Here is a 22,648-nt window from a genome sequence, read left to right as displayed (position 1 = left end):
GGCTGATGTTCGGTCATGCGAATGCGCATTGTACGACCCCTCACTCCTGGAAAGATATGTCGCTCACGAAGCGCCAGCGCGAGATTCTGAGCTTTCTCACCGAGTACTCTGGAGACCGCGGATACGCGCCGAGTTTCGAGGAGATCGCGGGCCGGTTCGGCTACAGCTCGCTTGCCACGGTGCATGAGCACCTGAGCAATCTTCAGCGCAAAGGCTACATCAAGCGCGAATACAACGAAAGTCGGGCGATTGAGGTTCTGCCATCAGACATCTATCCGCGGGCGCTCCAGCTGCCGCTGGTCGGAACTGTAGCTGCTGGTATGCCTATCGAGGCGATTCAGAGTCAGGAGATGATCGACATTCCAGACAGCCTCGTGCGTGGCGGTGGCAGTCATTATGTGCTGCGGGTCCGAGGTAATTCCATGATCGACGAGCAGATCCGCGACGGTGATTTTGTAATTGTCAACGAGCGACAGAGCGCGGACAACGGCGAGATGGTAATTGCCCTTGTGGATGGCAACTCCGCGACGGTGAAAAAGCTCTACCGTGAGAAAGACGGCAGGATCCGGCTCCAGCCGGCAAATGAAGCGATGGCTCCCATCTACGTACACGAGAACGACATCTCCATTCAGGGCATCGTCGTAGGAGTGGTGCGTCGCTGTTAAAGGTGGGAACTGGGGCTTGCACGCCTGAGCTTCTCGAGGGCTTGGAGGCCGAGTCCGCCTGACAAGGCATCGCGAGCAACTTTGATTCCGGCTGCGTAGCTGTCGACACGGCCGCTGACGTATACCGCGGCCGCCGCGTTCAGTATCGTCGCGGCTCGCGCCCCCTCGCTTCCGCTGCCGCCCAGTACGTCCAGAATTATTTGTGCATTAGCGCGAGGGTCACCACCGGCGAGTTCCTTTGCGTCGGTCACTGCGAGCCCGTAGTCCGATGGATCGATGGTCCATTCGGTGGTGGCGCCATCGCGAATCTCGACGACCTGGGTAAGGCCAAGCGGTGAAACCTCATCAATTCCTGGCTCGCCGTGAACGACGAGCGCATGAATCGCGTCCAGGTCGGCCAGGGCTCCGGCCATCGTCGCGACGCGGTTTGCATCTGCGACACCTACAACCTGCCTTCGCGCGCCTGCCGGATTGGCGAGGGGGCCGACGATGTTCATGACAGTGGGTATCGCGAGCTCGCGCCGTACTGCACCCACATGCTTCATGGCTGGATGCATTAACGGGGCGTACATAAAAACGATTCCCGCGTCTTTCAGAGCGGCGGCCATTGACGCGAGTGGGGCATCGATCATCACGCCGAGTGCTTCGAGAACATCCGCACTGCCGCATCGAGACGAAAACGAACGGTTGCCGTGTTTGGCGATGCGAACGCCGGCACCCGCAGCGAGCAGCGCCGCGGCGGTAGAAATGTTGAACGTCGGTACAACGCCCCCGCCAGTGCCACAGGTATCGACCAGGCTGTCGGGGTCTATTGCCGGCAACCGTACCATCACCTTCCTCAGCGCTCTGACTACCCCGGTAATTATCGCCGCATTCTCCCCGCGTACGCGCAACCCCATGAGCATCGCAGCGATCTGCAGCGCGCTGGCCTCTCCGCGCATGATCACGCCGAACGCCTCGGCCGCATCGTCACGGGTCAGCTGCTGATGATGAGCGAGCTTTACGATTGCCGCGTGAAGCGGCGTGAAACCCTGAATCGACGTCACGGGGGGCGAGCTAGGCGCGTCGAGCGAGGATGGTTCTGATCTTCTTCAGTACGGCAGCCGCATCTGCCCCGCCGTTGTCCTCGTTCAAGGCGCGCTGCACGTCATAAATCAAGTCGGCGTCGATGCGCGACTGCTGACTTTGAGAACGAAGATCCGCATGGGCCTTTTGCAGTTTTTCCACGGCAAGCGAGACCTGATCTTCGACTGCGGCGAGTGTTTCAGCCCGCCTCTGTGCCTCCGCGAACGACGCTCTGGCGGCGTTCTCGAGCTCCGCGATGCGTGTTGCATCCCGCGCGGCTGGGAGGACGGTGTTCGCCCGCAATTCGGTCACCTCCGCCTTCAGGTCCCGCACCGCCCGGTTGTACTCGGCGTGGATGTTCCGGGTCAGCTCCTCCAGAACGCGTACGGCCTCAAATCGCGCGTCGTGTTCGGCAATCCGTTCGAACGCGAGGGCAAAAAGGTCAAGCGCCGGGGAGATCCGCTCGACTACGCGGGGGCCGAACCGGCGCTTCGCTTCATGCATTGCGACAAATCCGGCCAGCTCGCCGTCGAGTGTCAGGCCGCGGACCGTGAGAATTCCCCCAGGCTGCGCGGCCGTCACACCAAGAAGCTTCATGTAGTCGTCGGACTCGGCGCCAAAATCGGCGAGAGTCGTGCCGAAGTTCAGTGCCCGCCGGATGGGTGCAGGCAGGTGATCGATCGCGACGTTCATCGGAGTTCGAGCTACACCGCCGGCATTGGGCACCAGCTTTTCCGTAATCAGCTGACGTCTCGAGTCGCACATGAAAAGCGCCAGCTGCGCGGAGCGATCGATATCCCACGCTTCGGCTTGCAGGAGCGTGAAGGCAGCGTCGGCGTCACGGGCCCCGGAAAGTACTGTGGCGAGCGTAGCTAGTGTGCGTGGTGCCATCGAGTCAGTAAGGAGGAGCGGATGTCAGCGTGCTGAGTCTGCTGTTTCACGATTGGATTGTCAACGCCCCACGACGGCGGTGTCCCCACGACGGCTGCAACGACTGGAATTCTTCAGGGGCGCAGCCAGAGAGGGCCGGCTGAGGCAAGTTTGCCGCTGGGGAATTGGAGCGATAGCTTGCGAAATGCCGTCACGAAGCGTCCAACTCGTTCTGCAGTACGACGGCGCGCGCTTCGCGGGATGGCAGCGTCAGCGGAATGTGAGGACGGTTCAGGGAGCTCTGGAGGACTGTCTTTCCCGACTTTGCGAGGAGCACATTGCCGTCACCGGGGCCGGTCGCACCGACGCCGGGGTGCACGCGCTGGGACAGTCGGCTGGAGTCAGGGTGAGAGATACATGGGACCCCATGGAACTGCGACGGGCGCTGAATTCGATCTTGCCCGATGATCTGTGGGTCGCCGCAGCGCACGAAATGCGGGACGAATTTCACGCAAGATTCAGCGCAAGCTCGCGGGCGTATCGCTACCTGGTCGGAACGGACGAAAATGCGGAATCGCCATTTCGAAGGCGGCGCGAGCTCGTGTGGCGCCGTCCGCTCGATCGGGCTGCGCTCGATACCGCCGCACTGGCGCTCGCGGGGCGGCACTGCTTTCGTGGCTTCGCGGTGAGGGGCACAGCTCCCGCCGCTGACAATCACATCTGCGATGTTCATGAAGTGTCCTGGCGTGACCGTGAGGGTGGGATGGTTTTCGCCATTCGCGCGAACCGTTTCTTGCACCACATGGTGCGGTTTCTCGTCGGCACAATGCTGGACATCGCCTGCGGCCGAAAGAGTGCCGGCACACTTCGGCGATTGCTGGAGGCAGAAGACAACAAAGAAGTATCTGCGCCAGCGCCAGCGCACGCCCTGTATCTGGAACGCGTCGAATATCCACCGGACCTTTATCTGAGTAACTGAATGAACATTTTTGTCGAGAGTACATCGGTCGAGGAAATTCGAAAATCCTGGTCGGCGGGTTTGGCCGACGGTGTCATGCTGGGAGGTGGCGTGCGCGCCGGGATCACTTCCGGCGCCGGATTCGAATTGCTCGAGACCATCGCCAGCGAGTTTGCTATTCCGATATGCGTCGAGGTCGGAGCGATCAGCGAAACCGATATGTACAATCAGGCGCGCGAACTATCGAAGATCTCTCATCACATCGTGATTCAGCTTCCGCTCGTTGAAGATGCCGTGGGACCGATGCACCGCCTCAGTATGGAAGGTGTTTCAGTGTGCGCAAACTTCGTTTTCAATGGTGCTCAGGCGGTGCTGGCGGCGAAGGCTGGCGCATCCATGGTTCGGGTTTCCCTCGACGATCTCGATGCACAGGGCCAGACAAGTGCCGGCACCGTCAGTGAGATAAGGGCATTGCTCGAAGCCAGCAATTGCGAATGCGACGTCATGGTGGCGTCGCCTCACACCACGGCGCAGTTCACCGAGTGCGTATCAGCGGGTGCTCAGATTGTTTCGATCCGGCCCGAGGTTCTCAATTCGCTGCTTCTCCATCCGCTCACTGATCGAGGAGTGGACCGATTTCTGAGCCAGCTCGGCCGGCGTTCGCCTCCCCGGGACGATACGTGAGATCAGTCTGTCTGGGCGCAGCATTGATTTTATGCGTCTCGGGCTGCGAGCGCAGCACGACGTCCACAGCGCAGGCCAGTCAGGGGGCGGCAGATCGTTCGGCTGAAGTTTCGGCGGCGCGCCGTACCGCGATCACCTCTGCGGTGGAACGCGTCTCACCGTCGGTAGTCACTGTTCAGACAGAGGTAGTCGAACGGGTACCCGCTGATTTCTATGAGCAATTTTTTGGCGGCAGATCAGGCCGCCGGTCTTCCGAAGGACTCGGGTCGGGATTTATCGTCTCGGCGGATGGGGTGATTGTTACGAATGCTCACGTGATCAACGGAGCGACGCGAATATCGGTTGCACTCCGCGACGGCACGCGATACCAGGCCCGGCTTCTCGGAGCGGATGAATCGAACGATCTCGCCGTTGTGAAGATCGACGCCCGGGGCCTTCCGGTTGCTCCGCTGGGCAATTCCTCCAATCTGCTGGTAGGCGAATGGGCAATAGCCATTGGAAGCCCCTATGGTTTTCTCCTCGACAATACAGAGCCAAGCGTGACGGCAGGCGTGGTGAGCGGAACCGGCCGCAATCTTCCCGCCGAGAGTGCCGGCGCCGGAGTTTACGTAGATATGATCCAGACCGACGCATCGATCAATCCTGGAAATTCGGGCGGCCCGCTGGTCAATGCGCTGGGCGAAGTGATTGGAGTCAACAGCTCGATCTTCTCCCCCAGTGGCGGCTCGATCGGACTGGGCTTCGCAATCCCCATCAACCGCGCGCGGCGGGTAACTGAAGACCTGCTGGCCCATGGCGTTGTGCGTCGGCCCTGGGTGGGCTTCAAGCTGAAGGCCCAGCCTCGGCGGACGCAGGGGACGCAGGGCGCAACACTCATGAGAGGCGCTCTCGTAAGCGCCGTTGTGCCCGGATCGCCTGCCGCGCGCGGTGGAGTTCAGGTGGGTGATCTACTTGTGCAGTCGCGCGAGCGAAGCGTCAGGACTCCCTACGACTGGGAAGCAGAGCGCCTTGAGCTGCGTGTGGGTGAGGAGGTTCCACTGCTGATTGAGCGCAATGGCAGAGAAATTCGCGTGAGTGTCAAAGTGGCCGATTTGCCGGAGGTAAATGCGCCCAAGGTTACGGTTCTGCGTGAAATTCAGCTTGTGACACTGACGCCGGCGATTCGAGCCGAGCGAAATGTCCGCCGTGCCACCGGCGCACTCGTGCAGAGCGTCAGTGAACGGGTGGCGGGACAGCTGGGCATTCAGGCAGGGGATGTAATTCTGCAGATCAACAGGGTCCCGATTGCGGATGCCGAGGCGGCCGCCAGAGCTCTGGACTATTATGGCGGCCGGGGTGCGATCGTGATGTATCTCGAGCGACAGCGCCAGGTGTACACCACTGAATTCGTGATTCAGTAATGTTGCACGACGTTTACAGCTCCCCCCTTGCAGAGCGCTACGCATCGCGCGCAATGCTGGAACTGTGGTCGCCGCAAGCCCGCTACAAACTTTGGCGACAGCTCTGGCTTGTGCTCGCAGAGGCACAGCGGGAGCTCGGCACGGACATTCCTGTTGACGCAATCCAGCAGATGGGGGAGCATCTCGACGACATTGACTTCGATGCTGTCGCGGCCTACGAGCGAAGGTTTCGCCACGACGTCATGGCACACATACACACGTTCGGCGACGCGGCCCCGCTGGCCAAGCCTTTCATCCATCTCGGCGCCACAAGCGCGTACGTTACGGACAACGCCGATCTCATTCTCATGCGGCGGGGGCTCGACATTCTGCGTGGCCGGATCATCGGCGTCCTGAGGTTGCTGGCAGCATTCGCGCGTCAATGGCGAAACGAGCCGACACTTGGATACACACATCTCCAGCCAGCGCAGCTCACGACCGTCGGCAAGCGTGCCACGCTCTGGATGCAGGATCTGGTTCTCGATCTGCAGGAAATCGACTTTCGTCGCTCGACGATGCCGTTTCGGGGAGTGAAAGGCACGACTGGCACTCAGGCAAGTTTCCTCGAGCTCTTCAACGGGGATCATGAAAAAGTGCGGCAGCTCGACAGCCTGGTGACCTCCAGGATGGGTTTTTCTGCGTCTCTTCCTGTTACCGGTCAGACGTACTCGAGAAAAATCGACGCGTTCGTTCTTTCGTCGGTTTCGGGCGTGGCCGCGAGCGCTGCCAAGTTCGCGAGCGACGTGCGGATGTTGCAGTCGTTTGGAGAAATCGAAGAGCCGTTCGAGACTGAGCAGATTGGATCTTCGGCAATGGCGTACAAGCGGAATCCGATGCGCTCGGAGCGCATCAACTCGCTGTCGCGATTCGTACTGTCGCTGGAAGGCAACGCCAACCAGACGCACAGCGTTCAGTACTTCGAGCGAACACTCGACGACAGCGCGAACCGGCGCATGTCGATCCCCGAATCTTTCCTCGCAACCGATGCGATAGTGGTTCTGATGGCAAACATTGCGGGCGGCCTCGAGGTTCACCGTGCACGGATACGCCAGCGAATCGAGGCGGAGCTCCCCTTCATGGCGACTGAGAAGCTCATCGTCCAGGCGGTGCAGGCGGGTGGTGACAGGCAGGCCGTACACGAGGTGATTCGCCGGCATTCTATCGCTGCTGCACGGGCTCTCAAGGAGGGCGCATCGGGCAACGATCTTTTCGGCAGGCTCGCGAGTGACGGGGCGCTTGGTCTCAGCGCCGGGGAAATCGCAGCTGCCGCCGACCCACGCCACTTTATCGGGCGTGCTCCCGAGCAGGTCGATGAGTTTCTGGACGGCACGGTGGCAGGCGTGCTGGCTGGTACTTCCCGGAGTGACTTGAGCGACGCCGAAATTCGCGTCTGATGCTGCTCTCACACACTTCGTTGCCACTGCCGCTGTTGAGAAGAGGAAAAGTGCGGGATGTATACGAAGTGGATGCGGAGCGACTACTGATAGTAGCCACCGACCGCGTAAGCGCCTTCGACATCGTGATGGCGGAAGCCATACCCGAAAAGGGAATGGTGCTGACACAGATTACTGCGTGGTGGTTGCGCCAGATGGCACCGCTGGTCCGGCACCACCTGCTGTTGGACGACGCAGTCGCTATATGCAGCGATCTGCCGGAGCTCGCGCCGCACCTCGAAGAGCTGACAGGACGCGCTATGCTTTGCGTGCGCGCCGATGTGTTTCCTGTTGAATGCGTGATGCGGGGCTATATCTCGGGGTCGGCATGGAAGGAGTATGCATCGACGGGCACGATGGCCGGGCAACCACTGGCCCGCGGCCTGGTGGAATCGAGCCGGCTGCCAGCGCCCATTTTCACTCCCGCAACAAAAGCACATACCGGACATGACGAAAACATCACCGTCGGCAGGTTGAGGGGAATTGTCGGTTCAGAAACGGCAGTTGAACTGGAGCGTTTGACTCGGCTTATCTATGATTTTGGACAAGGCCTTGCGGGTGAACGCGGCATCATCATCGCCGACACCAAAGTCGAGTTCGGCTACCTCGCGAATGCGTCGGGTGCGGTCGAAGAATTCGACCCCGCGCGTGTTATATTAGTCGACGAGGTACTTACGCCAGACAGCTCGCGCTTCTGGCCCGCCGACCGTTACGCACCGGGTGGACCTCAGCCAAGTTTCGACAAGCAGCCGTTGCGGGATTACCTGGAGGCAGAGCGTGCGGCCTGCCGCTGGAATGGCGAGAATCCGCCCCCGCCGTTGCCGGAGGAAGTGATCACTGCCACCAGTGAGCGTTACCTCGATATTTACCGCCGCCTCACCCATGCCCGGCCAGATACTGGAGCGTTGATTTGAGCATTGCCCGCGAAGGATACGTGTTCATCGCTATCGCTGCCGTTGCGGCCGCAACCGTGTTTGCCCTCGCTCTCTCGCGCAGATCGTGGGCGCTCTGGCTTCTGGCAATCGTGCTTACAATTCTCTCGCTGTGGGTTGCGTGGTTCTTTCGCGACCCGGAGCGTTCCGGCGAGCGAGGTTCCCAGGTTGTGGTGTCGCCTGCGGACGGCAAGCTCATTCTGATCACCGAAGTTGACGAACCCAATTTTGTGAAGGGGCGGGCGCTTCGCCTGTCGATTTTCATGAATGTCTTCAACGTCCATGTCAACCGGTATCCTGTTGATGGGATCGTGCGGTACGTGCACTACAACAAGGGAAAGTTTCTGAACGCGGCCGCGGAAAAATCGAGCCTGGAAAATGAGCAGAGCTCTGTCGGTATCGAATCGGGGCCGCACCGGATACTCATGCGGCAGATCGCCGGACTCATTGCGCGACGCATTGTCACGTACAGCAAGGCCGGAGATGTAGCGAAACAGGGGGAGCGCATGGGAATCATCCGGTTCGGCTCGCGCGTCGATGTGTTCCTGCCGGTTGATTCGAAGCTGCGTGCCAAGCTCGGCCAGATCACATCCGCCGGCACGACGGTTCTGGCCGACCTTCCCCAGAGATGAGCCTGACGGGCGATTCAGGCGGCGCCGAGGCCGCATCGCCGAGGCGAATGCGGCGGGCGGTGGTGGTGCTGCCGAATGGTCTGACGCTCGCAAATCTGTTTTGCGGTGTATTCGCAATCGTCTCTGCGTCCCGCGGCCAGTTCGACTTTGCCGGCACCCTGATCGTGCTCGGGGGAGTTGCGGACGCACTCGATGGACGCGTCGCACGCGCTACTGGCAGTGGCTCGCGGTTCGGATCAGAGCTCGACTCACTCGTCGACGTGATCTCGTTCGGACTCGCGCCGGCGATGATCATGTATTTTGCCGTCCTGAATCGCGAAGGCTGGGAATGGCTCATCCCGTTTTTCTTCGTTGTGTGCGCGGCGATACGCCTAGCCCGTTTCAATGTGGAGCAGGCAGGCCGGGCCAAACGCTATTTCCACGGTCTGCCAAGTCCCGCCGCTGGAATGACACTGGCGACGTACTACTGGTTCAGCCAGTCGACACTCTACAACGAAACAATTCTGGCCGATCTGCCATGGCATTTCTGGCTTCGGTTCCTGATGCTCGCGCTCGCGTTTCTCATGATCAGCAACGTTTCCTACCCCGCCGTTCCCACCATCGGGTATCGGAAGTTAAGCGAGATTCTGGGCTCCATTACTGTTGTTGCCGTTGTGCTCGGCGTGATTCTGCTCAAGAAGCAGTTCTACTTCCCTGCTCTCATTGCGTATGTCTTATACGGCGTTGGCAAAACGGTCCTCTTCGGAATGATCGGCAGGCTTCCGCGAGGCGATGTACAAGTCATATCGGATGATGACGAGGAGTTCGACCCGGAGCCGCCGGAGATTTCCGTTCCTGACATCGGTCCCGACGAAAAGCTTCAGCAGCAGCGCCGGAAACGCAGGCGTCGCCCACCCCCGCATGGCGACAGGTCACCCCCGCGTGGCTTTTCTCCCCGGCAGCCAGAGCCCTAGCACGTGACCGCATATCGCGTGTCGATTCACATCACCCCGAGGCGGGGCTTGCTGGATCCACAGGGCAAGGCAGTTGAGGGAGCGTTGCATTCACTGGGGTTTGACTCGGTGCGTGAAGTGCACGTCGGCCGGCATATCATAATCGTCACCCAAGCGCCCGACATGAGTGCAGCGACCGACTCAGCGCGCGTGATGTGCGAGCGATTACTGGCAAATCCTGTCACTGAAGATTTCGAGATAGAGTCGGCGGCGATGGTATGAAGTTCGGCATCGTCACGTTCCCGGGCTCCAACTGTGACTACGACGCCTATCGGGCAATCGTCGACTCCCTTGGTCAGGATGCCATTTACCTCTGGCACAAGGATTACGATCTAGCGGGGGCAGACGTGGTGATTCTGCCAGGCGGGTTCAGTTACGGCGATTACCTGCGCCCCGGCGCGATCGCGCGGTTCAGCCCGATCATGCGGGAAGTCGCCAGCCATGCAAAACGGGGGGGGCCCGTACTCGGGATCTGCAACGGATTCCAGATAGCCTGCGAAGCCGGACTATTGCCTGGCGCTCTGTTGAGAAACGAGAGCCTGCAGTTTGTGTCCGCACCTGTTCAGCTGCGGGTCGAGAACAATCAGACAATGTTCACGTCAGGCTATGCCCATTGCCAGGTGCTGACGCTTCCCGTGGCGCACGGAGATGGCCGATTCACTGCCGATTCATCCACTCTCGCAGAAATTGAGTCTGCCGGCCAGGTGGTGTTCCGTTATGCGGGTGCGGACGGCGAGGTCGGTAAACATGCCAATCCGAACGGGTCAAGCAACGATATCGCCGGCATCGTCAATGCGAACGGCAACGTACTTGGCATGATGCCCCATCCGGAGCGCGCGCTCGACTGCCTGTTCGGTTCGGACGACGGGCTTCCGTTGTTCGAGTCTATTCTCGCGACTGTTGCCGCCTGAAGTGGCGACTGTCCAGCCCCGGCTCGGCGACCCCGACATCACTGCCGCGCTTGTAGCCGAGCACGGCATTACAGCCGAAGAGTTCGAGCGGCTGGTATCGATGCTTGGCCGGCAGCCGACTTTCACCGAGCTCGGAATCGTATCCGCGCTGTGGAGCGAGCATTGCTCCTACAAGCACTCGCGTAATCTCCTGAGGACACTGCCTGTTGCAGCGCCTTACGTTCTTCAGGGTCCCGGCGAGAATGCCGGCGTCATTTCGATCGGCGACGGAATGGCCGTCGCATTCAAGATAGAATCTCACAACCACCCGTCGGCAGTCGAACCCTATCAGGGGGCCGCGACCGGTGTTGGCGGCATCCTGCGCGACGTTTTTACAATGGGCGCCCGTCCGATCGCGATGCTCAACTCGCTGCGGTTCGGATCGCTTGAAAGCGCACGAGTCAGATACCTGTTCGCGAGTGTCGTCAAAGGCGTTGGCGACTATGGCAACTGCGTCGGCGTTCCGACTGTTGGCGGTGAAATCGTGTTCGACCCTGCGTATGAGGGAAATCCGATCGTCAACGCAATGTGCGTTGGTCTGATGCACGAGGACGATCTGATCAGAGCCAAGGCGGAGGGCGTCGGCAATCCAATCATTGCGGTCGGTGCCCGCACCGGCCGGGATGGGATCCATGGCGCTTCGTTCGCTTCCGAGGACTTGTCCGAGGCAACCGAGGCCAAGCGTCCCCGAGTGCAGGTGGGCGATCCGTTCACGGAGAAACTCCTCCTCGAGGCTAGTCTCGAGTTGATCAAGAGCGGGCACATCGTTGCCATCCAGGACATGGGGGCGGCTGGACTGACGTCCTCGTCGGCCGAAATGGCCGAGCGAGGGGATGTGGGCGTGACGATCGATGTGTCCAAGGTGCCGGTTCGTGAATCGGGCATGACCCCGTACGAAGTTCTGCTCAGCGAGTCGCAGGAACGAATGCTGGTAGTGGCTCACCGCGGTCGTGAGACGGAAGTATCGGCGATCCTCGCAAAGTGGGACCTCGCGGCGGCCGTGATTGGCGAGGTTATCTCTGATCCTGTGTACCGGGTGACCGAAGGTGACACGATAGTCGCCGAATTCCCCGGTTCCCGACTTGTTACCGACTGTCCGCGCTATGCGCCGGAAGCAAGAGAAGACCCGCACATTGCCGCACTTCGAAACACTGATGTCGGTGCGATCCGGGAGTTGCCCGAAGAGAGTGAGGCCGCGTGGACGCTGATTCGTCTACTCTCCTCCCCCACCATCGCGAGCAAGGCCTGGGCATATCGCCAGTACGACTCAACCGTCCGAACGAGCACCGTTATCGGCCCGGGCGGTGACGCTGCCGTGATCCGGATTCGCGGCACAGACAAGGCCATCGCAATGAAGACCGACTGCAATGGTCGCTACGTTTATCTCGATCCACGCACCGGTGGCCGCAACGCTGTCGCTGAAGCGGCACGGAATGTCGCGTGCACCGGGGCAACACCAATGGCCATCACCAACTGTCTCAATTTTGGCAATCCGAAGCGCCCGGAGGTTTTCCATCAGTTGAAGGAAGCAATCCTGGGCATCGGCGAAGCGTGCATCGAGCTCTCTACACCAGTGACAGGCGGGAACGTTTCGCTCTACAACGAGAACCCTGCGGGGGCAGTCTATCCGACGCCGGTAATTGGAATGATCGGTCTGATCGAATCACTCGCGCATGTGACGCGCGCGACCTTTCAGAATGAAGGCGATGCGATCGTACTCCTTGGGGATTGTGCCGATGATTTGGGCGGAACCGAGTATCTCCAGCGAATTCACGGAATCGTTACCGGCCGTCCCCCCGAATGCTGCCTTGACCGCGAACGCGCTGCCATCGCGGCGCTGCTCGAGGCCATTCGCGGCGGTCATGTCACTTCAGCGCATGATTGCAGCGACGGAGGCCTCGCGGTTGCACTTGCCGAATGCTGCATGGCGAACACTGCGAGAGTATTCGGTGCTGAAGCAGACATCAGCATGTTCGCCGGCATTCCATCACGCGCGGTGTTGTTCGGCGAATCCGGAGCCCGCTTCGTGGTCAGCTCGGCTGACCCGCAATCCGTCGTTGACACAGCGCACAGGCATGGCGTGCCGGCCTACCGTATAGGCACGGTCACGTCGGTGGCGATGGGTTTTCGGATCGCGGCCGGCCGCGTTTCGCTGGTCGCGAGCATTGATAGTCTTTCAGCAGCTTATCATGATGCCATTCCTGACATCATGCGCGGCGCGGTTGCCTCAACTGCCGCAGCAACCCGTTCGACTCTCGTACCGGTTTAACCATGTGCGGCATCTTCGGAATTCACGGGCATCCCAATGCTGCCGAAATATCACATCTGGGACTGTACTCTCTGCAGCACCGGGGGCAGGAATCGGCGGGGATCGTCGCCTCGGGAAGTGGGGCTGGAGCCCGCGCATCCAGAACGATGGGTCTGGTATCGGAAGGCTTCAAGGGAATCGACGCCGGCGCACTTGCCGGCGACGTGGCTATCGGGCACACGCGCTACAGCACGGCCGGTTCATCGACCATCGAGAACGCGCAACCCATGCTGGCCCGATTCCGGGACGGACACATCGCGCTGGCTCATAACGGCAACCTCATCAACGCTACCGAACTCAGGCGCGAACTGGAGTCCGTTGGTTCGATATTCACTTCGACGATGGACAGCGAGGTGCTGGTGCACCGAATTGCTCGCTCCACCGCCGAAAAACCGGAGGACAAGCTTGCGGACGCATTGCGCAACGTCGAGGGGGCGTATGCGCTCGTGGTTCTGATCGGCGAAACTCTGCTGGCGGTACGCGATCCGCGCGGATGGCGGCCGCTGGTGATGGGAATACTGAATGGATCATACGTTTTCGCGTCGGAAAGCTGCGCACTCGATATTGTCGGCGCTTCAGCGATTCGGGAAGTCGGCCGCGGCGAGATTGTCGCCGTCGACAGTTCCGGCATGCGCTCGTCTTCCCCCCTCCCCGCTGAAACAGGACATCAGTGCGTGTTTGAGCATGTTTATTTCGCACGGCCCGACAGCCGGGTATTTGGCGGATCTGTAGATCGGGCCCGCCGTTCGCTTGGCCGCAGACTGGCGCAGGAGCATCCGGCCGAGGGCGCGGACTTCGTTTTCAGCGTTCCCGATTCATCCAATTCGGCTGCGCTTGGTTATGCGGAGGAATCAAAATTGCCATTCGAGCTCGCGCTGATACGCAATCATTACGTGGGTCGAACCTTCATTCAACCATCGCAGGCGGCGCGCGATGCGAAAGTGAAGGTCAAGTACAACGCTGTTCGCGAGGTGCTGAATGGCAAGAGCGTGGTGATGGTCGACGACTCGATTGTCCGGGGCACCACGACACGGGGCCTCGTGGCGATGGTTCGGGCTGCTGGCGCACGCGAAGTGCACATGCGGGTCAGCTCGTCGCCGATTACCGGGCCCTGCTATTACGGGATAGATACACCAAACCGTGAGGAGCTGATCGCGGCAAACCTGACTGTCGATCAGATAGCAAGCACGCTTGGCGTGGATTCTCTTGGATACCTGTCACTCAAGGGAATGCTCGAGTCGGTGCCCGACGGGCCGGAAGGTTTCTGCCACGCATGCTTCTCCGGCGACTACCCTACACCACCTCCTGCCGATCCACAGAAACTCCGCTTCGGCTGCGGGTGCTGATCTGATGGCACAGTCAGTTTTTTTCTTTGGCAATGGTTCCGCCGAAGGGACGCGCGAGATGAAGGTGGAACTGGGCGGGAAAGGGGCCAATCTCGCAGAAATGACGAATCTCGGGGTTCCCGTTCCGCAGGGATTCACAATCGCATGCCGTGAATGCGTCGCGTATCTCGCGGACGGCAAATACACTGACCGCTTGCGTGCGGAGGTCGAGGGCAACATCGCCCGCCTTGAGGAGGCAACGGGCAAACGGCTCGGCGACCCCAGGAATCCGCTGCTGGTCTCAGTGCGATCAGGTGCTTCGGTTTCGATGCCCGGGATGATGGAGACGATTCTGAATCTTGGACTCAACGATCGTACTGCCGAGGGACTCGCGGCGCAGAACAACAACGCCCGGTTTGCGTACGATTCGTACCGTCGGTTTATCCAGATGTATGCGGACGTTGTGCTCGGCGTGCCGATCTCGAATTTTGAGCACGTGCTGAAAGCCCGGCGGCTGACCAGCGGTGTGCAGAATGACTCCGATCTCAGCGAGGATGTGGTCCGCAATCTCGTCGAGGAATACAAGTCACTCGTTCGCAACGCAACAGGAGCGGATTTTCCTTCAAACCCCGTCGTACAGCTCTGGGGCGCCATCGAAGCAGTGTGGAAGTCGTGGACCCTGAAAAAGGCGCGCGACTATCGCAAGGTCAATGGCATTCCGGAGAATCTGGGGACGGGAGTCAACGTTGTCGCGATGGTCTTTGGCAACCTCGGCTCCGACTCCGGCACAGGGGTCGCCTTTACGAGAAATCCGTCGACCGGCGAGAAACGTTTTTACGGCGAGTTTCTCGTCAATGCGCAGGGCGAGGATGTGGTGGCGGGTATCCGCACGCCGCTGCAGATCGACGAAATGGAGCACATGCTCCCGGGCGCCTATAAAGAGCTTCTGGAGACGCAGGACAGTCTCGAGCGCCACTTCACAGACATGCAGGACTTGGAGTTTACGGTCGAGCGCGGGAAACTCTTCCTGCTGCAGACACGTAGCGGAAAGCGTACAGCGGCTGCAGCTGTCCGCATCGCCCGCGACATGGTGGCGGAGGGGTTGATCGATCGCAATGAGGCCGTCAGACGAGTGCCGGCAGGCCAGCTCGACCAGCTATTGCATCCGATCATCGACCCATCAGTGCGTGCGGTGCCGCTTTGTATTGGGCTTCCTGCAAGCCCAGGCGCAGCAAGTGGCGTTGCCGTTTTCGATCCTGACAGCGCCGAAGAGCGCGGCGCGGCGGGTGACGCCGTCATTCTCGTCAGAGATGAGACTACCCCGGAGGATTTCCACGGTATCGTGGCGGCCCGTGCGGTATTGACGGCCAGGGGCGGAATGACCAGCCATGCAGCCGTGGTCGCGCGAGGGATGGGCAAGTGCGCGATCGTCGGATGCAAGGATATTGACGTCGACATCGACCATCGTCGATTCAGTGTCAACGGCACCGACATCAGCGAAGGCGACTGGCTGACGCTCGACGGTGCGACGGGCCGCGTCTTTGCCGGGAATCTGCCGACGATTCCCAGCGAGGTGGTGCGCGTAACCAGCGGTGCCATCGCAGCGGCTTCCGCACCGGTGTATCAGTCGTATTCGGAGCTGCTTGGGTGGGCAGATGACGTGCGAACGCTGAAAGTTCGCGCAAACGCGGATACGCCGCGCGATGCGCGCACTGCCCGGGCGTTTGGAGCAGAGGGCATCGGGCTCTGTCGCACCGAGCACATGTTCTTCGAAGGCGACCGGATCACGGCGATGCGCGAGATGATAGTCGCTCGCGATGGAAATGGCCGCAGGCGTGCACTGGCCAAGCTGCTCCCCATGCAGCGTGGCGACTTCGAGGGAATATTCGAGGCGATGAACGGGTTGCCGGTGACAATCCGGTTACTCGACCCTCCTCTGCACGAGTTTCTTCCTCACGGCGGCGAGGAGAGCAAACTCCTGGCTCGAACTCTGAACCTGCCACGCGCGGAACTGTCGCGCATCGTCGAATCGCTTCGCGAGACCAACCCGATGCTTGGCCACCGCGGATGCCGGCTGGGGATCACTTTTCCGGAGATCACCGAAATGCAGGGCCGCGCGATTTTCGAGGCCGCTGTTCGAGCGATGCGGCGCGGCATCGACGTTCAGCCCGAGATCATGGTGCCGCTCGTCTCGACCGTTGCCGAATTCGACAACCAGCGCGCGATACTGGAAGAGGCCGCACAGCAGGTGATGGGCGTGATGGGTGAAAGCGTAGACTACCTGATCGGAACGATGATCGAACTACCGCGCGCCGCTCTCACCGCCGATACCATCGCCGCGAGCGCTCAGTTCTTCTCGTTCGGCACGAACGATCTGACGCAAACCACCTACGGGCTGAGTCGCGACGACGCGGGGCGGTTTCTGCCGGCATACATCGAACGTGGAATTTTTGACGATGATCCGTTTCAGGTACTCGACGCCACCGGGGTGGGTCGCTTGATCCGAATGGCAGTGGAAGATGGGCGACGCGTGCGCCCGGATCTTAAACTGGGAATCTGCGGCGAGCATGGAGGCGAGCCACGGTCAGTTGCCTTGTGTCATCAAATGGGCCTCGACTACGTATCATGCTCGCCATTTCGCGTGCCGATTGCTCGTCTGGCCGCAGCACATGCCGCCCTTGATTCGCCGAAATAACCTCGCGCGCGTTGCGGATCTTACGCCCGCCGCGCCATTGCCGCGGATCGGCAGCGAGTATAAACGTCCACTTCGAATCGCACTCGTTACCGAGTACTACTACCCGCACCTCGGCGGCATCTGCGAGCATGTTCACTTCTTCGCCAGAGAAGCTCGGCGTCTGGGCCATCACGTCGATATTATCACCTCGAGAATCGAGGGGGCGGTTGAAGAACCCCACGTGATCCGAATCGGAAAAAGCCATCCGGTTTATTTCAACGGGTCGCAGGCTCGGGTGACGATTGGCTTCTCGCTGCGGAACGAGATGAAACACACGCTGAGGCGCGGAAACTACGACGTCGTCCACGCTCATTCGCCACTCAGCCCGATCCTGCCGGTCCTCGCCATCGAGGAAGCGGATTGTCCGGTAGTCGGCACGTTCCACACGTATTTCGACCGTTCGTTCTGGTACGGTTTCGGACGTAAGTACTTTCAGAGCCGGCTCGACCGACTCTCAGCAGCGATAGCAGTCTCGCATTCAACCACTGTTGCGCTCAACCGATACTTCGAAGCGAACTGGACGATCGTTCCCAACGGGATCGATCTGGATCTTTTCAACCCGAATGTCCCCGCGCCGCCCGGCATCCGCACGGATATGCCCGCAATCCTGTTTCTCGGCAGATTCGATCCGCGCAACGGCCTCACCACTCTCATTGACGCATTCAAGCGCGTCCGGTCGCGCGGCCGCGAAGCGCAACTGGTCGTAGTCGGCGACGGCCCACTCAGAAATCATTACTACAGGGCCGCCGGCAGCGACCGCGATATCACCTTCGTCGGCTCGGTGCTCGGCCAGCGGCCTGGCTACTATGCTCACAGTGCGATCTATGCCTGCCCTACGACGAAAGCATCGTTTGGAATCACTCTTCTGGAGTCGATGGCGTGCGAGACTCCAATCGTCTGTTCGGATATCCTCGGCTTCCGCGATGTGGTGAAGCACGAGCGGGAGGCCCTGATGTTTCATTGCGGAGATCGCGGTGCGCTCGCTGACAATCTCGTGAGGTTGCTCGAGGACGAGACCTTGCAAGCCAGGCTTGGAAAGACGGGGCGGCTTCACGCGCAGCAATACGGATGGCCGACGGTTACCGAGGCTGTACTCGATGTATATGCGGGCGTCCTCGGCGCTTCGAGAGCAAGCGCGTGATCCTTCCGGCGGCAGTCGGTATCTCGATGCTCGGTGGCGCGGTTCACGGCGCGTATCATCGCAACAGCTTTCTTTTCGGCCCGGTGCTCGGTCATCTGCCGACTCGTGAACGGCAGGTGTCGCTCACCTTTGACGATGGACCGAACATCGACGCCACGCCGTTGATCCTCGATGCCCTGCGCGATGCCGGGGTAAAGGCGACGTTCTTCATCCTTGGCCGACACGCGGAGCGCTGGCCGGAGCTCGTGCAGCGAGTGGTAAAGGAAGGGCATCAGGTGGGGAACCACGGTTACTTCCACCGCAAGCTTCATTTCAAATCGCCCCTCTATGTGAAGCGCGATCTTTTTCTCGGGAAACGGGCAATCGAACGGGCGAGTGGAGCGACGCCAGCTTTTTTTCGCGCGCCGCATGGCTTTCGCAGCCCCTGGGTCACGGCCATCGCCGCCGCAATGGGCGAACGGACGATAGGGTGGTCGCTTGGAGTATGGGACAGTGATCGTCCTGGCGCTGAACAGATTGTCGCGAGGACTTTGAACGGGGTCGCCCCGGGTTCGATCGTCTTGTTGCACGACGGCGATGGCTACAACGCTGATGGCGATCGCACACAGACGGCGGCTGCACTGCCCGAGATCATCACCGGACTGAGGTTACGTGGGTATGAGTTCGTAACGCTGCCGGGAAAATGAGCCCTGGCGTCACGCGCCTGTTGCGCTGGGTGCTCACCGCGACGATCGTCGCCTTCCTCATTGTCTTTGCGCGCACCATCGACTGGACGGCTGCGTGGCAGTCGATACGCGGCGCCTCGCTCTCGCTCTTCCTAGCCGCGGTTGCGATCAACCTGTTGACGATAGCTCTGAAAGGGGTGCGTTGGTGGTTATTCCTCCGGCCCGCCGGCGCCCCCTCCCTTTCGCTCGCACTCCGAGCCACGGTGGCAGGGGCCGGGCTGAACAATGTCCTGGTCGCGAACGGTGGCGATGCCGCAAGAGTTGTGTTCGTGTCGCGCGCAACCGGAATACCGAGTTCAACTGTGCTTGCTACACTCGCACTTGAAAGACTTTTTGATCCGGTGGGCTTCGTGGTGTTGCTCGCGTACGGCGTAGTCGCGTTCTCGATGCCGCCGGCACTGGAAGCCTGGAAAGCGCCTGCGTTGGCGCTGCTTGCTGCAATTGCGGCACTGCTGGTGTGGTTCGTGTACAGCGCACGGCACGTTTCCCCGGAGGACGTCTGGGACGTAACGGGCGAGACAAAAGGCGTGTGGGCCAGTGTTCGATCCTACATGGCAAGATTCGCGAGAAGCAGCCAGTCGCTCACTTCCGGACCACGCTTCCTTGGGGCGCTGACACTATCGATGGTCGCGTGGATTGGACAGATCGTCACATTTCAGCTCGCAGCGGCGGCAGCCCATGTATCAATTCCAGCCGCGGGAAGCCTCGCCACTCTCCTGGCTACAAACCTTGGTCTGGTGATCCGCGCCACGCCAGGCAATGTCGGATTTTTTCAGTTCATATATGCGCTGACGGCCGGACAGTTCGGTGTGCCGAGAAACGATGCGATTGCCGTGTCATTGCTGATCCAGACCCTTCAGATTCTTCCGGTTACGCTGGTGGGCGTCATGCTCGCGCCGGAATTCATATTGAGGAAGCGACGGCAACCGAGCGAAGTGACAGCAAGCTGACGGAGTTACTTCCGGGTGATGGACACTGCCACGTCGACGTTCGTAGTCACGGCCTCGAGGCAGACATTGTCGCTGCACGCCTGCGATCGCACTTTGAGCTTGAGCACTGCCGGCCCGGGCATGGCCGAATCTGAAACACGAACCGGGACGACGAAGACTGGGCTGGCCGCGTATGTCTCAGTGTCGATGCCAAATGTGGCATCGCGCTTCACTTTCGGGGCCGGGCCTGTTGCTAATGCAGCGAGATCGAACGGCGGCGTCGGCGAGACTGAAATTTCAAGGGGTGCGGGACCGCCTGATTTCTGCGTCAGCGAATATATCTGCCAGCCGGGCTGGATCGTGGCGCGTACCGTCACCGGCACTACCTGTCCAGCGATCATTGTGACAGCCTCCCTGCCACTGCCGGCCGCAAATTGCGCTACTGATTCCGCGGCAGGCTTTGCAGGCGGGGCTGACGAGCAGGACAAGGAGCCGGCAAGCGTGAACGCCAGGCACATCTGGCGTTTCATAGCGCTGGGCAAATATCAGCGGGCGCCATCACGAACATCAGGACAGATACCGGAAACTTCATTCGAGGGAATGGGCGGCCATTGTTTCGAGTTTTCCGCATACCTGACGCTCCTGCAGAACGCATAAACATCGGAGGGCCGGTACAGGAAAGGGAGCGGACAATTGCCCGCTCCCTTTGACCCGATATTCGGATATAAAGTGGAGGCGCGGGGATTCGAACCCCGGTCCGAGACTGAATTCACCACAGCGTCTACGTGCGTATCCCACCGATTGAGGTCTCCAGCCGCTGGCCAGTGGGCAACCCACTGCTGGACAAGCCTTTTAAGCTTTTGCCGAACGCCCAAAGGCGAAAACGTTCGACTATCCCGAATTTGCGATACCCTTCAAACCGCCTCGGGCGGGCTTCCTGAAGGGCAGGTGCAGCAGCTCCTAAGAGCTACGCAGCCAGGGCCAAGTTGTTGTTGGCAGGTAAAAATTATCCCGAAGGTTTTACCAGGATCCGAGAACCTGGGCACGCGGCCATGACTTCACCAACCCCGTCGAAGCCAGTCGCCCCCGTAACGGTTAATAGTAGCGACTCCACGCGGGAAGTCAACTGGAACGAGCTCCCAGAGTACTCGAACCGCGCGCCGTAAAGTGTTGCAAGACACCACGCTCGGTGGTTCTATGCAATCAGGCTGCGCTTTCCATCAACCCGTCGCCGCGCATATCGAGGTAATCGGAAAAAATCCCGGCGATCTCGCCAAACGACTCCACCGCATAGAGGCGTTTCCGCAAATCGGCCGAGCCAGGTAGCCCCTTTACATACCAGCCCAAATGCTTTCGAAATTCAATCGCCGCGCCTCGACGGTCCACCTCATACTGCTCGACCATCAGGGCATGATCGAGCGCGATCCTGAAACGTTCCTCGACTGGGGGAGCAGCGAGTTTCAACCTGCCTTCCATCAGCGCGCGTGTCTGATCGAATATCCATGGCTGCCCGAAAGCTCCACGTGCGATCATTACCGCGGCGCATCCCGTCTCCCGATGCAACCGCACCGCATCCTCGGCTGTTTTGATGTCGCCGTTGCCGATTACAGGTATTTCGAGCGCGGCAACCACTTCCGCTATCTCTTCCCATCGAGCAGCCCCCGAATACATCTGCGTACGCGTGCGCGGGTGCAAGGCCAGCGCGGTTGCACCCGCATCCTGACAGCGAAGGCCGATTTGAACGGGGTCGCGCATCTCTTCATTCCACCCGCTTCGGATCTTGACCGTTACCGGCAGGTGTGTACTGGAGGCGACCGACCGAATTATGGTCTGGACCATGTCCAGATCCTTGAGACAGCCAGAACCACCGTTTCGCTTGACGACCTTTTTCACGGGGCAGCCAAAATTGATGTCGATGAACTCTGGTTGAAAGACATCGGTTACAAGCGCCGCCGCCTCCCCCATCCCGACAGGATCGGCGCCGAAGATCTGGACGCCAATTGGCCGTTCGTCGGAGCCGAAGCGCAGCTTGGCCAAGGTTACCTTGTTCTCGCGCCGAATTGCTTCTGCCGACAGAAATTCGGTCACGACGACGTCCGCACCGAACCGCCTGCAGATGCGTCGAAAAGGCGACTCCGACACCCCCGCCATTGGAGCGAGATACAGCGGAACTTCGGCTTCGACGGGGAACGGAAAGCGCATGTGCTCGAACCTAACGAACGCTACAAGTGCTTGCAACATCGTGGTTTGACACTCATAAGCGCCATCGGTAACTTGCGTGACCGCCGCAACCCGCGTCGGTTACGGTCAACGACACGGGATGTGGATGGAACTGCGCGAGTTTTTTTCTGAAGACGCAATCAAGCTCGAGCTCGATGGCATCTCGAAGGACGACGTCCTCAAGGAGCTCATCGGACTGCTGGGAATGGACGAAAAGGCTGAGGGAATGCTTTTCAAGATGCTTAAACGGCGGGAGAATCTGGGTTCGACCGGGATTGGACGCGGCATCGCGATTCCGCATTGCCGCTCGCTGGTCGTGAGCAAACTGCGGGTTGCGTTTGCAAGGAAGAGCGGTGGACTCGACTTCAAGGCAATCGACGAAAAGCCGGTGAATTTTTTCTTTCTGATCGTCGCGCCCCCCCTCGAAGTCTCCAATCAATATCTTCCCGTGCTCGGCAAAATCGCCCAGTTCAGCAAGGAGGCCGATGTCCCCGATCGGCTTTTCGGTCTGCGCGAGCCAGCGGAATTCATGGCCCTCCTAGAGGAGAAAGGGGTCTAAGCATAATTGGTCTACGGGGTTGCGGAACCACAGGTGGCACCGATGAGCACAGACGACACCGATTAGCACAGACGACACCTGATGAGC

Annotated in this window: 22 protein-coding genes and 1 other RNA gene; 18 read left to right on the top strand and 5 right to left on the bottom strand. The window is 60.2% G+C overall.

What is annotated here, in order from left to right; translation table 11 throughout:
* Nucleotides 1–56: 56 nt before the first annotated feature.
* Entirely contained in the window at nucleotides 57–665 is a 609-nt protein-coding gene (lexA, locus tag WKF55_13310; GenBank protein MEJ7760555.1) for a transcriptional repressor LexA, read from the top strand.
* On the opposite strand, the gene trpD is transcribed toward lexA, so the two are convergent.
* Complete coding sequence (gene trpD / locus WKF55_13305; GenBank protein ID MEJ7760554.1) at nucleotides 662–1,711, bottom strand: anthranilate phosphoribosyltransferase; 1,050 nt, start codon at nucleotides 1,709–1,711, stop codon at nucleotides 662–664. The genes lexA and trpD overlap by 4 nt on opposite strands.
* Nucleotides 1,712–1,721: 10 nt before the next feature.
* The gene (locus tag WKF55_13300; protein ID MEJ7760553.1) at nucleotides 1,722–2,621 is read right to left on the bottom strand and encodes a hypothetical protein; all 900 of its coding nucleotides are present in this window, start codon (nucleotides 2,619–2,621) and stop codon (nucleotides 1,722–1,724) included.
* 184 nt (nucleotides 2,622–2,805) lie between these two features.
* On the opposite strand from WKF55_13300, the gene truA reads away from it, so the two are divergent.
* From truA to WKF55_13225, 15 genes are read left to right on the top strand one after another with little or no spacing between them, the layout of a single operon-like run.
* The gene (gene truA, locus WKF55_13295) at nucleotides 2,806–3,579 is read left to right on the top strand and encodes a tRNA pseudouridine(38-40) synthase TruA (GenBank protein MEJ7760552.1); all 774 of its coding nucleotides are present in this window, start codon (nucleotides 2,806–2,808) and stop codon (nucleotides 3,577–3,579) included.
* On the top strand, nucleotides 3,580–4,242 hold the full coding sequence (locus WKF55_13290) for a transaldolase family protein (GenBank protein MEJ7760551.1): 663 nt from the start codon (nucleotides 3,580–3,582) through the stop codon (nucleotides 4,240–4,242).
* On the top strand, nucleotides 4,239–5,642 hold the full coding sequence (locus tag WKF55_13285; protein MEJ7760550.1) for a trypsin-like peptidase domain-containing protein: 1,404 nt from the start codon (nucleotides 4,239–4,241) through the stop codon (nucleotides 5,640–5,642). Before WKF55_13290 ends, WKF55_13285 begins: the two co-directional genes overlap by 4 nt.
* Entirely contained in the window at nucleotides 5,642–7,075 is a 1,434-nt protein-coding gene (gene purB / locus WKF55_13280) for an adenylosuccinate lyase (protein MEJ7760549.1), read from the top strand. Before WKF55_13285 ends, purB begins: the two co-directional genes overlap by 1 nt.
* Nucleotides 7,075–8,028 carry a phosphoribosylaminoimidazolesuccinocarboxamide synthase gene (locus WKF55_13275; GenBank protein MEJ7760548.1) on the top strand — a complete coding sequence of 318 codons (954 nt, stop codon included), beginning with the start codon at nucleotides 7,075–7,077 and terminating at the stop codon, nucleotides 8,026–8,028. Before purB ends, WKF55_13275 begins: the two co-directional genes overlap by 1 nt.
* Nucleotides 8,025–8,678 carry a phosphatidylserine decarboxylase family protein gene (locus WKF55_13270; GenBank protein MEJ7760547.1) on the top strand — a complete coding sequence of 218 codons (654 nt, stop codon included), beginning with the start codon at nucleotides 8,025–8,027 and terminating at the stop codon, nucleotides 8,676–8,678. Before WKF55_13275 ends, WKF55_13270 begins: the two co-directional genes overlap by 4 nt.
* Entirely contained in the window at nucleotides 8,675–9,631 is a 957-nt protein-coding gene (gene pssA / locus WKF55_13265; protein ID MEJ7760546.1) for a CDP-diacylglycerol--serine O-phosphatidyltransferase, read from the top strand. The genes WKF55_13270 and pssA overlap by 4 nt, the downstream gene beginning before the upstream one ends.
* 3 nt (nucleotides 9,632–9,634) lie before the next feature.
* Entirely contained in the window at nucleotides 9,635–9,892 is a 258-nt protein-coding gene (gene purS, locus WKF55_13260) for a phosphoribosylformylglycinamidine synthase subunit PurS (protein MEJ7760545.1), read from the top strand.
* A complete protein-coding gene (gene purQ, locus WKF55_13255; GenBank protein ID MEJ7760544.1) occupies nucleotides 9,889–10,581 on the top strand; it encodes a phosphoribosylformylglycinamidine synthase subunit PurQ in 693 nt (230 codons plus the stop codon). The genes purS and purQ overlap by 4 nt, the downstream gene beginning before the upstream one ends.
* 1 nt (nucleotide 10,582) lies before the next feature.
* Nucleotides 10,583–12,889, top strand: coding sequence for a phosphoribosylformylglycinamidine synthase subunit PurL (purL, locus tag WKF55_13250; GenBank protein ID MEJ7760543.1), 2,307 nt, complete (start codon nucleotides 10,583–10,585; stop codon nucleotides 12,887–12,889).
* Between the two features lie 2 nt (nucleotides 12,890–12,891).
* Nucleotides 12,892–14,274, top strand: a complete 1,383-nt coding sequence (purF, locus tag WKF55_13245) for an amidophosphoribosyltransferase (GenBank protein MEJ7760542.1) — start codon at nucleotides 12,892–12,894, stop codon at nucleotides 14,272–14,274.
* A 4-nt stretch (nucleotides 14,275–14,278) separates the two neighbouring features.
* Nucleotides 14,279–16,948 carry a pyruvate, phosphate dikinase gene (gene ppdK, locus WKF55_13240; protein MEJ7760541.1) on the top strand — a complete coding sequence of 890 codons (2,670 nt, stop codon included), beginning with the start codon at nucleotides 14,279–14,281 and terminating at the stop codon, nucleotides 16,946–16,948.
* Complete coding sequence (locus WKF55_13235; GenBank protein MEJ7760540.1) at nucleotides 16,923–18,128, top strand: glycosyltransferase family 4 protein; 1,206 nt, start codon at nucleotides 16,923–16,925, stop codon at nucleotides 18,126–18,128. The genes ppdK and WKF55_13235 overlap by 26 nt, the downstream gene beginning before the upstream one ends.
* Complete coding sequence (locus tag WKF55_13230; GenBank protein MEJ7760539.1) at nucleotides 18,125–18,814, top strand: polysaccharide deacetylase family protein; 690 nt, start codon at nucleotides 18,125–18,127, stop codon at nucleotides 18,812–18,814. Before WKF55_13235 ends, WKF55_13230 begins: the two co-directional genes overlap by 4 nt.
* Nucleotides 18,811–19,803 (top strand): lysylphosphatidylglycerol synthase transmembrane domain-containing protein, encoded by a 993-nt coding sequence (locus WKF55_13225; protein MEJ7760538.1) that lies wholly within the window; start codon nucleotides 18,811–18,813, stop codon nucleotides 19,801–19,803. Before WKF55_13230 ends, WKF55_13225 begins: the two co-directional genes overlap by 4 nt.
* Nucleotides 19,804–19,808: 5 nt before the next feature.
* Here the strand turns inward: WKF55_13225 and WKF55_13220 are convergent, their stop codons facing one another.
* The gene (locus tag WKF55_13220; GenBank protein MEJ7760537.1) at nucleotides 19,809–20,183 is read right to left on the bottom strand and encodes a protein-disulfide reductase DsbD domain-containing protein; all 375 of its coding nucleotides are present in this window, start codon (nucleotides 20,181–20,183) and stop codon (nucleotides 19,809–19,811) included.
* A gap of 1 nt (nucleotide 20,184) precedes the next feature.
* On the opposite strand from WKF55_13220, the gene WKF55_13215 reads away from it, so the two are divergent.
* Nucleotides 20,185–20,439, top strand: coding sequence for a hypothetical protein (locus tag WKF55_13215; GenBank protein MEJ7760536.1), 255 nt, complete (start codon nucleotides 20,185–20,187; stop codon nucleotides 20,437–20,439).
* A 70-nt stretch (nucleotides 20,440–20,509) separates the two neighbouring features.
* Here the strand turns inward: WKF55_13215 and ssrA are convergent.
* Nucleotides 20,510–20,870: a transfer-messenger RNA gene (gene ssrA, locus WKF55_13210) on the bottom strand.
* Between the two features lie 115 nt (nucleotides 20,871–20,985).
* Nucleotides 20,986–21,984: a tRNA dihydrouridine synthase DusB gene (gene dusB / locus WKF55_13205; GenBank protein ID MEJ7760535.1), complete on the bottom strand. Its 999-nt coding sequence runs from the start codon at nucleotides 21,982–21,984 to the stop codon at nucleotides 20,986–20,988.
* 76 nt (nucleotides 21,985–22,060) lie between these two features.
* Between dusB and WKF55_13200 the strand changes: the two genes are divergently transcribed.
* On the top strand, nucleotides 22,061–22,561 hold the full coding sequence (locus WKF55_13200; protein ID MEJ7760534.1) for a PTS sugar transporter subunit IIA: 501 nt from the start codon (nucleotides 22,061–22,063) through the stop codon (nucleotides 22,559–22,561).
* Nucleotides 22,562–22,648: the final 87 nt, after the last annotated feature.

The sequence above is a fragment of the Gemmatimonadaceae bacterium genome, assembly GCA_037721215.1.
Taxonomy (GTDB): domain Bacteria; phylum Gemmatimonadota; class Gemmatimonadetes; order Gemmatimonadales; family Gemmatimonadaceae; genus UBA4720.
This window is presented reverse-complemented; position numbering and strand designations above follow the sequence as displayed.

Coding starts and splice junctions, on each gene's coding strand:
- lexA (MEJ7760555.1), top strand. CDS start 57: ATGTCGCTCACGAAGCGCCAGCGCGAGATTCTGAGCTTTCTCACCGAG.
- WKF55_13300 (MEJ7760553.1), bottom strand. CDS start 2,621: ATGGCACCACGCACACTAGCTACGCTCGCCACAGTACTTTCCGGGGCC.
- truA (MEJ7760552.1), top strand. CDS start 2,806: ATGCCGTCACGAAGCGTCCAACTCGTTCTGCAGTACGACGGCGCGCGC.
- WKF55_13290 (MEJ7760551.1), top strand. CDS start 3,580: ATGAACATTTTTGTCGAGAGTACATCGGTCGAGGAAATTCGAAAATCC.
- purB (MEJ7760549.1), top strand. CDS start 5,642: ATGTTGCACGACGTTTACAGCTCCCCCCTTGCAGAGCGCTACGCATCG.
- WKF55_13275 (MEJ7760548.1), top strand. CDS start 7,075: ATGCTGCTCTCACACACTTCGTTGCCACTGCCGCTGTTGAGAAGAGGA.
- pssA (MEJ7760546.1), top strand. CDS start 8,675: ATGAGCCTGACGGGCGATTCAGGCGGCGCCGAGGCCGCATCGCCGAGG.
- purQ (MEJ7760544.1), top strand. CDS start 9,889: ATGAAGTTCGGCATCGTCACGTTCCCGGGCTCCAACTGTGACTACGAC.
- purF (MEJ7760542.1), top strand. CDS start 12,892: ATGTGCGGCATCTTCGGAATTCACGGGCATCCCAATGCTGCCGAAATA.
- ppdK (MEJ7760541.1), top strand. CDS start 14,279: ATGGCACAGTCAGTTTTTTTCTTTGGCAATGGTTCCGCCGAAGGGACG.
- WKF55_13235 (MEJ7760540.1), top strand. CDS start 16,923: ATGCCGCCCTTGATTCGCCGAAATAACCTCGCGCGCGTTGCGGATCTT.
- WKF55_13225 (MEJ7760538.1), top strand. CDS start 18,811: ATGAGCCCTGGCGTCACGCGCCTGTTGCGCTGGGTGCTCACCGCGACG.
- WKF55_13220 (MEJ7760537.1), bottom strand. CDS start 20,183: ATGATCGCTGGACAGGTAGTGCCGGTGACGGTACGCGCCACGATCCAG.
- dusB (MEJ7760535.1), bottom strand. CDS start 21,984: ATGCGCTTTCCGTTCCCCGTCGAAGCCGAAGTTCCGCTGTATCTCGCT.